Source organism: Halomonas sp. EF61, assembly GCF_040147045.1.
Classification (GTDB): domain Bacteria; phylum Pseudomonadota; class Gammaproteobacteria; order Pseudomonadales; family Halomonadaceae; genus Halomonas; species Halomonas litopenaei.
This window is the reverse complement of record NZ_JAMSHM010000003.1, coordinates 289,023-301,060: the sequence shown is the minus strand read 5'-3', so window position 1 is coordinate 301,060 and position 12,038 is coordinate 289,023. Positions and strand designations below refer to the sequence as shown.

Sequence of the window (12,038 nt, the reverse complement as noted above, 5' to 3'; positions counted from 1 at the left end):
GAGACACACCATGGCAGTGACGCTTACCGGCGTACTGAAAGACCCCTATGGCCAGCCGCTGCCCGGGGCGACCATCCGCTTTGACGCCGTCAGGACATCCGCCACCGTCCTGAACCACATTCGTGCCGAGGCTATCACCGACGCCCAGGGCGACTACTCCATCTCCGTCGAGGTGGGTCGCTACGACGTGCGTGTGATGCAGGGCCGGTCATTCCTCGAGCTCGCCAAGAATCTGGAGGTGCGTGCCGACTCCACCGCCACCGATCTCAATGAACTGGTGGTCGAGTGGCAAGGCGAACAGGACCTGACGCCTGGCATCGTGATCGAGTTCCGGGCATTGGTGGACGAAGCCCGCGGGTACCGGGATGAGGCGGGAGCCTCTGCCGGTGAGGCGGCCGCAAGCGAATCCAGCGCTGCCGACAGTGCTACGGCGGCCAGCGAATCAGCCTCAAATGCGGCCACGAGTGAGCAGAATGCCGCCAGCTCGGCCAGCGCTGCCAGCGCATCGGCATCCAGCGCCTCCGACAGTGCCGACGCCGCGTCGACCAGCGAGGCGAATGCCGCCAGTTCAGCCAGTGCAGCAGCAGCGAGCGAAGGTAGTGCGGCCACCTCTGCCTCGAACGCGGCGGGCTCGGCGAGCGCCGCTGCGGCCAGCGAATCAAACGCCGCAGGATCAGAGAGCGCCGCAGGCGACTCCGCCCTAGAGGCCCAGCACTGGGCCCAATACCCGAACGATACACCGGTGCCAGAGGGTGACGGCTCCCAGTTCTCCGCCGCTCACTGGGCGGAAGTTTCCCGGCAGCGTGCTGTTAACGCCATGGTCGCCCAAGGCGCTTGGGATGCGAGCACCGGCTCTCTGCCGCCCGAGCCGACTGGGGCCAGCTACTGGCTGGTCACTGGCGCGGCGAATGGCGAGACCATCGGTGGGGTCGAGTACCGCAACAAGGACATGCTGCTCTGGACGCCCAACGAGAGCGGCGGTGGTGGCACTTGGTCGAAGATCGATAATACCGACAGCGTGGCCAGCGTTGCCGGCAAAACTGGCGCCGTCACGCTCGTTCCGGGCGACGTTGGCGCAGACCCCGCTGGAACAGCCTCATCTGCCGTCGCGACACACGAGGCAAAAAGCTCTGCTCATACTCCCGCACAGGTCGGCGCCGACCCTGCGGGATCAGCCGCCAGTGCTGAGCAGGCCGCAAAAGACTTCGCCGTACAGCGCGCCAACCACACCGGCAACCAGCCGCTGAGCACTATCTCGGATGCTGGGACGGCGGCTGCAGCCAACGTGGGCACCGGTGCGAATGAAGTTCCCAAGACATCGCAGGCTGATGCACGGTATGCGCGGCTTTCGGGGACGAACGATTTTGACACGATGCCTCAAGTCAACGGAAAGAACATAGGGCTCTCTATAGGTGAGGATCAAGCCTGGCAGGATGTTAAAGCGGACAGGGCACCAAGCATCATATACACAAATACCACGGGGCGACCGATTTCAGTCTGTGTAACATTTGATAGTGGTGACGACACGGGCAACTCAAAACTTGAAGTAGACGGGGTTGTTATAATTGAAATGACAACTCGCGGGGTTTCGGGCGGAGGGACTAGAACAGCAGTCAGTGGAATAGTTCCTAACGGCAGTAGCTACCGTGCCTATTCTACTTCGGCGCAAGATACAATGGAGACATGGATGGAACTAAGATGAAACACTATATCGATATATTGAATAAAGTTTATGCATTTAACGTAGAAGGTGATCAGGACGACTTAATTGAACAGGGATTTAAGCCTGTAACTCTGCCAGACACAGATGTATCGACATGGATCGTTGACTATGACTCGGGTGAAATACGCGTTGACGAGCAGAAGGCCCTCAGTCTAGCCAGAAATTCTGCCACGCGCCGCATCAACGCGGCCCGTGATGCCGCGCTCGCTGACGGACTGCAGTACACCATGCCGGACGGCACCAATGACGTTATCCAGATGCAGGCCGGTGACCGCCAGAACCTGATGGGGCTGGCGATTGATGCCCGCGATTTGATGGCAGCAGGCGAAACGGGAGCGGTGCATGAGTTTCGGGGTAGATCCAACGCCCGGCATTGGCTGACGCCGGCACAGATGATCGACCTGACCAATGCGGCCTTGGCGCACTACAAGGGCGTGATGGCGCAGAGCTGGGACCGCAAGGACGCCATCGAGGCGGTGGAGCTAAGCGACTATCCGTCGCTGGACGAAGCCGTCGCGGCTATTGAGGGGATTGGCTGGGAATAACCGGGGCGCCAGGGATGACGCTACCCTACCATCGCCTCCTCACCTGCCCCACTTCTGCCTGCTGATCCTTCGCCAGCCGCCACACTCCATCGCTGATGCCGTGCTTGCGGGAAAGCAGATACTGCGGTGTGCCTGGCTCCCACCAGTCGTCCTTGGGCTCGTCTCCCAGCCGGCAACGACCGCTGATCAGCCAGCCCTGCCAGACAACGTGGTACTCGACCAGCCTATCGATCGGCGGCGATGACCGGCTCAGGCCGAGCCAGCCCTTGCGCTCGAGGCGTTTGCGCCACTGGGTGATCTCGTACTCGCTCATTGGCACCACTGGGTCTTGCTGGCCCCTGGCCGGTATGGCCGTGCGAGACAATCAGTACGGGCACGAGTCAGCTCTACGAAAAGTGGCGCTCAATCCGGTTGCAGTGAGTTCCGGATAGCCTCGTGGCCACATGAACGGCATTTTATGATGTAGCACCTCCCATGCGGGGCACCCGGCCGGATCTCGAACTGGCTCCACGGTGAGCGATCCGTGACGTTGAACTCGGCAGAGTGGCATTTCAGGCAGTACATTTCCCAGCCGCCCTCCACGGTCGCAAAATTGATCATCGGCATGTCCAACATGACTATCCTACGCCTAGCCTCCTAGTGCTTAGCGTAGAACATAATGTCAGCTTCTGTGCCGAAGCGGTACTAGCCGAGTAAGTCTTCGCAGGCTCAGCCGTCGGCCTGCCGACTACCAAAGACACCAGGCTCACGAGCACCGGGGCTCATTGAGATGGCGTCACAGCATGATGTCGTAGCTGACTGCCCACCTCAGCCATACCAGTCAGGCTGCAAAGAGGCGCGCAGGTTCTTGTGGCCACAGGCCCTGCACGTAATGATGAAGCATCTGCCCCAAGGACCGTCTGGCACCACTTCGAAAAGCCTCCAGCCTTGCCGCCCTGTCTCCTGAAATTCGACGGTCTGACACACCAGGCAACGCATTTCCAGCCCGCTCTCCACAACCTGGTAACTGATCATCTGCGTGAGCATCCCTGTCTCCTGAAAACAAAGTGCTTGGCTCAGCGTAGATCAGAGCGGTACGAGGTGCGATCCACAACCTACGATCTGCTATAACCTTTCCGCCAGCGCCACTACCTTGCTCGCAACCCGAATCTAAGATGGTCGAAGACTATCCGGATGCAGCGATTTTCGTCGCGATACATGGCGGCATACGCGGCACCTGACGGTGTAGCGTCCCCCATTTTTTGTTTCAGGCTGAATTTCGAATTGGAGCCACGGAGAATCTGAGTAGTGGTTAAACTCTAGCGTGTAACAGTTTCTACAGAACAGCTCCCATCCACCATCTACAGCTGTAAAGCTTATTATTTCTTCTCTCATGAGCCCTACCCCTGCGAGCCAAAATTCACTGACCTGTGCTCGAAAGCGCCGCAACCAGGCCTTAAAACTATCTTTTTTCACTTCTCTATGCTGGTCCGAGCGTGAGCATCCCAATGTCTCAAAATACTGTTACACTCAGGAACATAGAAGACTTGGAGAGACGCTATGAATGTCACAACATCCATCAAGGTAGAAGCGCATTACAGCGAGATTGGGTCAGAAATCGAGTGGGACATTGTGGAGTACAAGCCGGGTGCCCAACGACATGTACTTGATACACTCGAAAGTGAGGTTGATGCTCGCTGCAAAGCAGCCTGCATTGCCTTTGAGACTTATATGAAATCAGTGGGAATTTCTACGCAAAAATAGGCAATACATTATCTTTAACTATCTCCATTCCCTGCATCATCATTGTTGATGACCATCACGCCGCCTCTGTGACGTGAAGTCTTCTATAACATCGATGAGAAGCATGCCAGTATGAGACAATCGCCCAATTCTCACCCTGTTTCTATCATCTCGCCAATCGGTAGACTTAGATATAATTTCTATAGAAGACAGTATCTCCCTGAGCAGCTCTAACTTTTCCTTAAGCTCATCTTGCTCGCAACCATCAGTTTCTTCTAACAAAAGCGTTCCTGTTTCAGCAATTCATATAGTATATGCTGACATAGCAAAGCTCGTAGGACCACAACGTTGCTCACACCTGCACAATTCTGGAAAATCACTCCGTAAAAGTAATAAAAATCAACTAGACAACTCATAAAAGAAGCTAAGCAATGACTAGATCTCTAGTGCATTGCTTGTGAAAATACCAGTCAGATGCTTTGCTAGACGCCTTTGTCCCGTTCCTAAGTAAAAGTCGTTGTCACCAAGAAATCTCACCGTACCTTGATATGGTCGCAATTTGGTCGCACAGTCAATGCCTGAGAGGCAGCTATGTCCAGCATTACGCAACTTTAAGTGACTGATTTTCATAAAAACCGCATTGCAAGCGCGGCCGCCAATTAGATCAGATCGAACTTAAAATCCCTCGGTGGCAACACCGTGCCGGTTCGAGCCCGGCTCCGGGCACCAACCCTATCGATGTCTTACGTGACTCACTCCCTCGATGACCTGCCTTGTGGTGGTGTTCTGGTCGCGTTCTGGTCGCGCAGCCCACTTTAGCCATCTAGCCGTTGGCGTTGCACGCCAGACGCTTTCCCTGCCCCGCCCCGTCTTTCATCGTCCTCTGATCGCCCTCTTGTCGCTTTGTCATCGCCTTCTCATCGTTCCCCACATCCTTGCTCATCGCTTGCGCCGAAATATCAATAATGGCGAATAAAGAAATACATCCTATAGTGAATTGTGCCAGTTCAGTTCACGGACGGCAGAGCGCCATATCGCCTCGATGGAGTGAGCGCGGGCCTTCACAGGGTTCAGGGACGACTTCCAGGAGATGCCACATGAAACGCACGCTAGTCGGATCGACCATGATCGCCGCATTTGTGATGGCGGGCAGCACCTTCGCCATGGATTCGGAAGCCCTGCAGGAGCACATGCAGGAAATCGAGGAGAAAGCCCAGCAGAACAGCGAAGAGGACCGGGTGGAAGCCCTCGAGCAACAGGTCGAGGACCTCAAGGAGCTCATTCACAAGATGATGGAAGAGGACGCTGCCGCCTGAGCCTTTGGCGCTGAGCCTTGCCAAGTCATGACGTGCGGCCATGACGTGCGACCATGACTCACCACAATGACTCACCATGATGAAAGGGGCCCCAGGGACGGGGCCCCTTTCCGTTGTCAGCCACCTGGACACCGTCCCTCGAGACATCATTTGGCTCGGGACGGCACGCGAGCCTGCGTGGTAAACTTCACCCCCATTTTCATCAGCACTGCACGGTCTTCAGCATCTTGAGCGACAATGCTTCTCTACCCCGAGATCCCCTGCCCGACGATCTCGGACAGCGTATGACGGCGCCTCCCACCGCCCACCCTCAACCGGCTCGAGAGCCGGCCCCAGGCCGACAGAGAGGCTGAACCATGCTGCTCGGACGCCTGCGCGACCCTTTCATCAATCACCGCCATCGCCGCCTCTTCCACGTACTCCGGGTCAGTCTGGCACTGATCGTGACCTTTGCCATCGTCCAGACGTTCCCCTTCCAGCACAGTGGCTGGGCGCTGGTGAGCACGGTCATGGTGATGGGCAACCTTCCCCATATCGGGGGCGTACTGGACAAGGGGCGCCAGCGCCTGGCCGGCACCCTGATCGGCGCCGCCCTCGGCCTGGCGCTGATCATCCTCCCGCTGCCAGGCTGGGGGGTACAACTCGGCGCACTGATCGGCATCGCCATCGCCACCTGGGTGGTCTTCGGCGGTCGCCAGGCCTACAGCGGACTGATGTTCGCCATCAGCCTGCTGCTGGTGATCGGCGACGGCTCGCAACAGCTCAGCGTGGCACTCTGGCGAAGCGCCGACGTACTGCTCGGCACCCTGGTCGGCATCGGCGCCACCCTGGTCTTCCTGCCCCACAAGGCCACCGACATGCTGCGCTTCCTGCTGGCCGACTGTCTGGATCGCATGGCGCGGCTGTATCACACCCACACCAGCGCCACATCGGCACCGGGCATCGATACCCAGGCACTGTTCAAGGCCGCCAGCCAATTGCTGGTCAAGCAGCGCGGACTGACCGACGCGGTCCACCGCGAAGGTCGCCTGACCCGCGGCGAGGTCGACGAGCTGATCTCCTACCAGCGACGCATGCTGTCCACCCTGGAGCTATTGCTCGAGACCCACTGGACTACGCGCGCCGGTCACGAACAGATCGATGCCATGGCAGGACTGCGCGATCAGCAGCACGCCCTGGCGCGGGATCTCGGCACCCTCGCCTTCGAGGTGCGCACCGGACGCCCGGTCACCCTCGAGGTCACCCCCTTCGCGCTGGACGATTTCGCCGACCTCGCCTCCACGGCACGCGCCGAGGATGGCAGAATGCTATTCAGCCCCAGCGGTTATCTCTGGCTGAACCGGGAACTGGCCCGCCTGACCGAAGCAACCGCCCGCCGCCTGGGCGGACTCGAGCGACTACCCAGCAGGCGCCTGCGCCGCCGCGCCCCCCGACACGGGCTCCACCGAGCCCCCTCTTTCGACCGCAAGGAAGGAACCACGCATGGCAAACGCCCCTCTTGACGTCCTTATCATCGGTGGCGGCGTCGCCGGTCTGGCGATGGCCCTGGAGATCGCCGATCGCCGGCCGGTCACCCTGCTGCGCCCCGGTGTCGAGGCGCAAGGTGCCAGTCGCTGGGCCCAGGGTGGTATTGCCGCGGTGCTGTCGCCTCAGGACGACATCGAGGCCCACATCCAGGATACCCTGATTGCCGGGGACGGGCTGTGCGATGAAGCGGCGGTGCGCTTCACCGTGGAAAACGGCCCCGACGCCATCGCCTGGCTGTTGAGCCTTGGCGTGCCCTTCACGCCGGATCCCGAGGCGGCCAGCGGCTACCCCTACCACCTCACGCGGGAAGGTGGCCACAACGCTCGCCGAATCATCCACGCCGACGACGCCACCGGCCGGGCCGTGACCGACACCCTGCTGGCCCGGGTGCGCGCCCATCCGCAGATCACGCTGCGCGACGACCTGATCGCGGTCGAACTGCTCACCGATGACCTGGGTGCCTGCTGCGGTGCCCGCTGCCTGGACGCCCACCAGCGTCCTCACGACCTTGTCGCCCAGGACACCGTCCTGGCTACCGGCGGCGCCAGCGGGCTCTACCTGCATACCACCAGCCCCGCCCCGGCCAGTGGCGAGGGCATGGTCATGGCCTGGGAGATCGGCGCCGAACTGATGAACCTGGAGTTCCAGCAGTTCCACCCCACCTGCCTGTTCGATCCACAGGGACCGCCCTTTCTGGTCAGCGAGGCGGTAAGAGGCGAAGGCGGCCTGCTGCTGAACGTGCGTGGCGAGCGGTTCATGCCCGCCATCGATGAGCGCGCTGAACTGGCCCCGCGAGACGTGGTCGCCCGCGCCATCGACGCCGAGATGCAGCGCACCTCGAGCGACCATGTGCTGCTGGACATCCGTCACCTCGGCGACGCCGCCATACGTCACCACTTCCCCACCATCCACGCTCACTGCCTCACACGTGGCCTGGATATCACCACCCAGGCCATCCCGGTGGTGCCGGCGGCCCACTATAGCTGCGGCGGCGTCGCCACCGACCATCGGGGAGCCACGCGCGTGGCGGGGCTCTACGCCATCGGCGAAGTCGCCTGCACCGGACTGCACGGCGCCAATCGCATGGCCAGCAACTCCTTGCTCGAGTGCCTGGTCTACGCCAGATCCGCCGCTCGCCACCTGAGTGAGCCGGCGCCGGGACGCACCTTGACACCACGGCCGAGCGCAACAACTGGAGATCGACAGGTTTCCAGCGAGAGACTCGCCTCGTTGCGCCAGCGCGTCCGCCAGATCATGAGCGCGAGGGTCGCCATCGTGCGCCAGGACGAAGGGCTGGCCGAGGCACGCACTACCCTCGAGCAACTGGAATCGGAGTTTCATGACCTGACTCGGGGCGGCGCCGCGAGTGTCGAGCTGCACGCCTGTCGCCAGGCGCTCACTCTAGCCAGTCTGACGGTCGCCAGCGCCTGCACAAGGCGAGAATCCCGGGGGCTGCACTACAATCCGGACTGCGCCCGCCACGCGGACCCGACACCGCAACCGTCACGCCAGATCAAACCGGCCTGAGGCAAGGTCGCCGGCCCTGCTCAGCTCACGGGCCCCGGCCACCGCGACCATCGTCGTCCAGGTAACGGCTGTCATTGAAGGTGGCGACCCAGTGTGGGTGGTAGAACATCAGAATGCTCAGCAGCATGCCGCTGATAAAGGCCTCCGACGGCATCAGCAGCGGCAGGAAACGCGCGTACTCACTGGCCTGGAATAACGCTGACGGGTCACTGGCGCCGAGCCGCGTCAAACCCAGCACCGCGAGCCCCGAAGCCAGTGCCGACAACGCCGCGCACCAGAACCCGCCGATAAACAGGAAAACCATGGGATGAGATGGCAGCCGTCGATCAACCAGGCGCCATATCAGCACCGTCACCAGCATCGGTACCAGGCCGGTGACCACCAGATTGACGCCCAGCAGTGGCCAGGCGACGCGCCCGGTCAGCACCAGTGACAGATTGACCAGCAGACAGCTCAAGAGCGCCAGGGGGCCTCGAAAGACCAGCGTCATCAGAGTGGTGAACAGCAGGTGCAGACTGAGCCAATCGACCGCCTGGGCCCTTAGTTGCCACAGCATCGCCACCATCAGCGTTGCCGCCAGCCAGCGATGCTGCAGGCCAGTATCTTGAAAGAGGGCGCGCCAGGGACGCTGGAAAAGGGCAAGCACCAGGGCCGACAACGCCACCCCCGCGCAAACCCAGATCAGCCAGGGGGCAAGGATCACCTGAGCAAAGGACATGACCCCTCCTCTTCCTGCTGCCTACCTGTGCGGGCGATTCCGGCTCGGTAGGCATGCCTGGGCGAGTGACCGGACCAGGCTTTCGACACTCCCTCGATCACCCATTCCCGCGCTCCCCCACTCCCGCCCAGGCGCCGGGCGTCGAAAGAAGGGCCGGCGCCCTTGATACTGGCTCAGGCAAAGACGACGGTCTTGTTGTCGTGGATCAGCACCCGATCCTCGAGGTGCCAACGCAGCCCCCGTGCCAGCACGGTCTTTTCTACATCGCGCCCGAAACGCACCAGGTCATCCGGCGTATGACAGTGACTGACCCTGTGAATATCCTGCTCGATGATCGGCCCGGCGTCGAGTTCCTCGGTGACGTAGTGGCAGGTCGCACCAATCAGCTTGACGCCGCGCTGGTAAGCCTGGTGATAAGGCTTGGCCCCGGCAAAGGATGGCAGGAAGCTATGGTGGATGTTGATGACTCGCCCACTGTAGCGCTCGCACAGATCAGGCGGAAGAATCTGCATATAGCGCGCCAGCACGATACTGTCGGCCTCGGACGCCTCGACCAGACGCTCGACCTCGGCGAAGGCGGCACTCTTGTCGTCTGCCGAAACCGGCACATGATGGTAGGGAATACCGTGCCACTCGACCATCTTGCGCATGTCGTCATGGTTCGAAATCACCGCCGCGATCTCGCAATCGAGCTCTCCAGCGGTCCATCGATACAACAGATCCACCAGGCAATGAGATTCCCTGGAAACCATCAGCACGACGCGCCGCTTCTGACGAGTGTCGCGCAGCGCCCAGTCCATCTCGAATTCACGCGCTACCGGCGCAAAGGCCTCGCACAGGGCTTCCTTCGACATGCCGATGGAGTCGGCCAGGATTTCGTAGCGCATGAAGAAGCGACCAGAGGCCAGGTCCGAGTGCTGATTGGCCTCGGTGATGGAACCACCGTGGCCAGCAATGAAGTTCGACACCCTGGCGACAATACCCAGTCGATCGGGACACGACACGACCAGACGATAGAAATGGGACATAACACCTGTATCCTTGGACCAACTCTCGGTGACCAACCTTGCACCACCATGGGGAGGGGCGATGAGCACGCCCATTCGGGGCATGCATTGTAGCGAAAAGTGAGATGGCGAACGACCGCTGCACGGGTCCTTTGACCTCTCGCGTTGAGTCGTGCGCGGTCGATCCCGTATAGTGAAATGAACACCGTCCACGATGCCGAGCATGATGCCGATTCCGCGAGCCCAGATTCGACCACGACGCCGCCCACCGGTGCATTTTCTGCCCCTGGGAGGCTGTGGCGAGATCGGCATGAATCTAAGCCTGTACGGCTATCAGGACGCCTGGATTGCCGTCGACTGTGGCATGCTTATTCGCCAGGACCTTCCAGGTGAGCCGCTCCAGGTGCCGGACACCTCGATACTGGATACCCGCGGCATCCGTCCGCAGGCGCTGCTCATTACCCATGGCCACGAAGATCATATCGGTGCCGCCGCCTGGCTATGGCCACGCTGGGCCTGCCCTATTCTGGCGACCCCTCTGGTCGCCGCCATGTTGCGCGTCAAGTTCAGCGAACGGGGACTTCCCACCGACGCGATAGACGTCATCGAACCCGGGGACGCCAGGGACATCGCAGGGTTTTCCCTTCGTTTCCTGCCGCAGACCCATTCCATCCCGGAAAGCTGCGCCCTGCTCATTCAGGCAGGCAACTCGCGCATCCTGCATACCGGCGACTGGAAACTGGACCCAGAGCCGCTGATCGGCCAACCGGTGAACGAAGATCTGTTTCGCGCCCTCGCGCCGGTCGATCTGGTGGTGGGTGATTCCACCAATGCCAACGTGGCCGGCCATTCACGAAGTGAAGGCGAGGTCGCAAGGGCCATGGTGTCTACCATCTCCCGCTGCCAGGGCCGCGTTGTCGTTTCCTGCTTCGCCAGCAATCTGGCACGGGTCCTGGCCATCGGCCGCGCCGCTGCTCGTTGCGGACGCCGGGTCAGCCTGCTCGGGCGCTCCATGGAGCGCATGGTGGGCCATGCCAGGCAACTGGGCTATCTCGACGACTTTCCTGCGCTGGTGCCCGTCAGCGACCTGGGCTATCTACCACCCGAGGAAGTGCTGGTCATTGCCACGGGGAGCCAGGGCGAACCCCGCGCCGCGCTGTCGCGCCTTGCCCAGGGAAGGCATCCTCACTTCGAGCTGACCACTGGCGACACCGTCATCTTCTCGGCCAAGGCCATTCCCGGCAACGAGCACCTTATCGAGCGGCTCAAGCGCGGCCTGGCGCGCTTTCAGGTCACCATCATCGATGACGCCAGCCACCCCGAACTGCATGCCTCCGGGCACCCCGCACAGCAGGAACTGGAACGCTTCTATCGCTGGCTCCAGCCGACCAGACTACTGCCGGTCCATGGCGAGGAAAACCATCAGTCAGCGCATCAGGAACTGGCCTCTCGCCTGGGCATCGAGGCTCCGCTGGCACCTCGCAACGGCGATCTGATCCGCTTCGACCAGGGCGGCCTGACCCGAGAGGAAAGCTTCCCTCTGTCTCAGTGCATCATCGAACGCGGGGGCATCGACCGGCGTCAATCTCCGGCACATGCGCGCAATCGCCACGGCGTACTCTTCCTCGCCATCAGCCTGGTGGCGACCGACACCGGCTGGGCCAGAATTGGCCGGCTGATGATCGACTCAAGCCAGACCAGCCCCCTGGACGAGGACAATTTCATCGACTGGCTCGACGAACAACTCGACGACCTGGCCGTCGATACCCTGTCGGCGCTCCGTCGTGGCCTCTACCCTCGTATTCAGGCCTGGCTGGGCGAACACTTGCAGCGTCTGCCACAGGTCGAACTCCAGTTGATGGCGAGCGATATCGAAGGCATCGCCGGCGACGTCTGAGCCTCCCCCCTATAAACAAAACAACCGGCCCTGGACGTTTCCAGGGCCGGTCGCGG

Annotated in this window: 10 protein-coding genes; 7 read left to right on the top strand and 3 right to left on the bottom strand. The window is 61.1% G+C overall.

Features of this window, described 5'->3' with window-relative positions:
- Positions 1 to 10 precede the first annotated feature (10 nt).
- Together NFI08_RS16170 and NFI08_RS16165 are read left to right on the top strand one after the other, a co-directional pair.
- A complete protein-coding gene (locus NFI08_RS16170; protein ID WP_349590631.1) occupies positions 11 to 1,702 on the top strand; it encodes a prophage tail fiber N-terminal domain-containing protein in 1,692 nt (563 codons plus the stop codon).
- Positions 1,699 to 2,268 carry a DUF4376 domain-containing protein gene (locus NFI08_RS16165; RefSeq protein WP_349590628.1) on the top strand — a complete coding sequence of 190 codons (570 nt, stop codon included), beginning with the start codon at positions 1,699 to 1,701 and terminating at the stop codon, positions 2,266 to 2,268. The genes NFI08_RS16170 and NFI08_RS16165 overlap by 4 nt, the downstream gene beginning before the upstream one ends.
- Before the next feature lie 25 nt (positions 2,269 to 2,293).
- Here the strand turns inward: NFI08_RS16165 and NFI08_RS16160 are convergent, their stop codons facing one another.
- Positions 2,294 to 2,581: a hypothetical protein gene (locus NFI08_RS16160; RefSeq protein ID WP_349590625.1), complete on the bottom strand. Its 288-nt coding sequence runs from the start codon at positions 2,579 to 2,581 to the stop codon at positions 2,294 to 2,296.
- Positions 2,582 to 3,807: 1,226 nt separating this feature from the next.
- On the opposite strand from NFI08_RS16160, the gene NFI08_RS16155 reads away from it, so the two are divergent.
- The 4 genes from NFI08_RS16155 to nadB all read left to right on the top strand — a co-directional run bounded on the left by NFI08_RS16155 (position 3,808) and on the right by nadB (position 8,360).
- Entirely contained in the window at positions 3,808 to 4,011 is a 204-nt protein-coding gene (locus tag NFI08_RS16155) for a hypothetical protein (protein ID WP_213227044.1), read from the top strand.
- 1,076 nt (positions 4,012 to 5,087) lie between these two features.
- On the top strand, positions 5,088 to 5,306 hold the full coding sequence (locus NFI08_RS16150; RefSeq protein ID WP_045994191.1) for a hypothetical protein: 219 nt from the start codon (positions 5,088 to 5,090) through the stop codon (positions 5,304 to 5,306).
- A 356-nt stretch (positions 5,307 to 5,662) separates the two neighbouring features.
- The gene (locus tag NFI08_RS16145; protein ID WP_045994192.1) at positions 5,663 to 6,808 is read left to right on the top strand and encodes an FUSC family protein; all 1,146 of its coding nucleotides are present in this window, start codon (positions 5,663 to 5,665) and stop codon (positions 6,806 to 6,808) included.
- The gene (gene nadB / locus NFI08_RS16140; protein WP_124804848.1) at positions 6,789 to 8,360 is read left to right on the top strand and encodes an L-aspartate oxidase; all 1,572 of its coding nucleotides are present in this window, start codon (positions 6,789 to 6,791) and stop codon (positions 8,358 to 8,360) included. Before NFI08_RS16145 ends, nadB begins: the two co-directional genes overlap by 20 nt.
- Before the next feature lie 25 nt (positions 8,361 to 8,385).
- On the opposite strand, the gene NFI08_RS16135 is transcribed toward nadB, so the two are convergent.
- The gene (locus NFI08_RS16135) at positions 8,386 to 9,078 is read right to left on the bottom strand and encodes an energy-coupling factor ABC transporter permease (protein ID WP_045994194.1); all 693 of its coding nucleotides are present in this window, start codon (positions 9,076 to 9,078) and stop codon (positions 8,386 to 8,388) included.
- Positions 9,079 to 9,251: 173 nt separating this feature from the next.
- Positions 9,252 to 10,106 carry a formyltetrahydrofolate deformylase gene (gene purU, locus NFI08_RS16130; RefSeq protein WP_045994195.1) on the bottom strand — a complete coding sequence of 285 codons (855 nt, stop codon included), beginning with the start codon at positions 10,104 to 10,106 and terminating at the stop codon, positions 9,252 to 9,254.
- 289 nt (positions 10,107 to 10,395) lie between these two features.
- Between purU and NFI08_RS16125 the strand changes: the two genes are divergently transcribed.
- Positions 10,396 to 11,982 (top strand): ribonuclease J, encoded by a 1,587-nt coding sequence (locus tag NFI08_RS16125; RefSeq protein ID WP_349591294.1) that lies wholly within the window; start codon positions 10,396 to 10,398, stop codon positions 11,980 to 11,982.
- Positions 11,983 to 12,038 lie beyond the last annotated feature (56 nt).

Coding starts and splice junctions, on each gene's coding strand:
- NFI08_RS16135 (WP_045994194.1), bottom strand. CDS start 9,078: ATGTCCTTTGCTCAGGTGATCCTTGCCCCCTGGCTGATCTGGGTTTGC.
- NFI08_RS16160 (WP_349590625.1), bottom strand. CDS start 2,581: ATGAGCGAGTACGAGATCACCCAGTGGCGCAAACGCCTCGAGCGCAAG.
- NFI08_RS16170 (WP_349590631.1), top strand. CDS start 11: ATGGCAGTGACGCTTACCGGCGTACTGAAAGACCCCTATGGCCAGCCG.
- NFI08_RS16145 (WP_045994192.1), top strand. CDS start 5,663: ATGCTGCTCGGACGCCTGCGCGACCCTTTCATCAATCACCGCCATCGC.
- nadB (WP_124804848.1), top strand. CDS start 6,789: ATGGCAAACGCCCCTCTTGACGTCCTTATCATCGGTGGCGGCGTCGCC.
- purU (WP_045994195.1), bottom strand. CDS start 10,106: ATGTCCCATTTCTATCGTCTGGTCGTGTCGTGTCCCGATCGACTGGGT.
- NFI08_RS16125 (WP_349591294.1), top strand. CDS start 10,396: ATGAATCTAAGCCTGTACGGCTATCAGGACGCCTGGATTGCCGTCGAC.
- NFI08_RS16155 (WP_213227044.1), top strand. CDS start 3,808: ATGAATGTCACAACATCCATCAAGGTAGAAGCGCATTACAGCGAGATT.
- NFI08_RS16150 (WP_045994191.1), top strand. CDS start 5,088: ATGAAACGCACGCTAGTCGGATCGACCATGATCGCCGCATTTGTGATG.
- NFI08_RS16165 (WP_349590628.1), top strand. CDS start 1,699: ATGAAACACTATATCGATATATTGAATAAAGTTTATGCATTTAACGTA.